The 1,084-nt window shown below is 67.3% G+C and carries 1 protein-coding gene; it reads left to right on the top strand.

Features of this window, described 5'->3' with window-relative positions; translation table 11 throughout:
* Positions 1 to 5 precede the first annotated feature (5 nt).
* On the top strand, positions 6 to 1,084 hold a 1,079-nt coding region (gene ispG / locus ACFP3V_RS31405), incomplete at its 3' end, for a flavodoxin-dependent (E)-4-hydroxy-3-methylbut-2-enyl-diphosphate synthase (RefSeq protein ID WP_380591118.1).

The following is a 1,084-nucleotide window of genomic DNA, read 5'->3' as shown; positions in this document are numbered from 1 at the left end:
TCTCGTTGGGAATGCCGTCGCTTCCGGTGGAGCCGCTGGCGCCGCGTCGTAAGAGCCGTCAGATCATGGTGGGCAGTGTGCCGGTCGGCGGCGGGGCGCCGGTGTCGGTGCAGTCGATGACGACGACGGTGACGGCGGACGTGAACGCGACGCTGCAGCAGATCGCGGAGTTGACCGCGTCGGGCTGCCAGATCGTGCGGGTGGCGTGTCCGTCGCAGGACGACGCGGACGCGTTGCCGATCATCGCGAAGAAGTCGAAGATCCCGGTGATCGCGGACATCCATTTCCAGCCGAAGTACGTGTTCGCGGCGATCGAGGCCGGGTGTGCGGCGGTGCGGGTGAACCCGGGGAACATCCGGCAGTTCGACGACCAGGTGAAGGAGATCGCGAAGGCGGCGTCGGACCACGGGGTGCCGATCCGGATCGGGGTGAACGCGGGGTCGTTGGACAAGCGGTTGCTGGAGAAGTACGGGCGGGCGACGCCGGACGCGCTGGTGGAGTCGGCGTTGTGGGAGGCGTCGCTGTTCGAGGAGCACGGGTTCCGGGACATCAAGATCTCGGTGAAGCACAACGATCCGGTGGTGATGATCCAGGCGTACCGGAAGTTGGCGGCGGCGTGTGACTATCCGTTGCATCTGGGGGTGACGGAGGCGGGTCCGGCGTTCCAGGGGACGATCAAGTCGGCGGTGGCGTTCGGGGCGTTGCTGGCGGAGGGGATCGGGGACACGATCCGGGTGTCGTTGTCGGCGCCGCCGGCGGAGGAGATCAAGGTCGGGACGCAGATCCTGGAGTCGTTGGGGTTGCGGCAGCGGGGGTTGGAGATCGTGTCGTGTCCGTCGTGCGGGCGGGCGCAGGTGGATGTGTACAAGTTGGCGGAGGAGGTGACCGCTGGTCTGGAGGGCATGGAGGTGCCGTTGCGGGTGGCGGTCATGGGGTGTGTGGTGAACGGTCCGGGTGAGGCGCGGGAGGCGGACCTGGGGGTGGCCTCGGGGAACGGGAAGGGTCAGATCTTCGTGAAGGGCGAGGTCATCAAGACCGTGCCGGAGTCGAAGATCGTGGAGACCCTGATCGAGGAGGCCCTCAA

Source organism: Streptacidiphilus monticola (assembly GCF_042658505.1).
In the GTDB taxonomy this organism is placed as follows: domain Bacteria; phylum Actinomycetota; class Actinomycetes; order Streptomycetales; family Streptomycetaceae; genus Streptacidiphilus; species Streptacidiphilus monticola.
The sequence above is the reverse complement of the archived record's forward strand: the minus strand, read 5'-3'. Positions and strand labels throughout refer to the sequence as shown.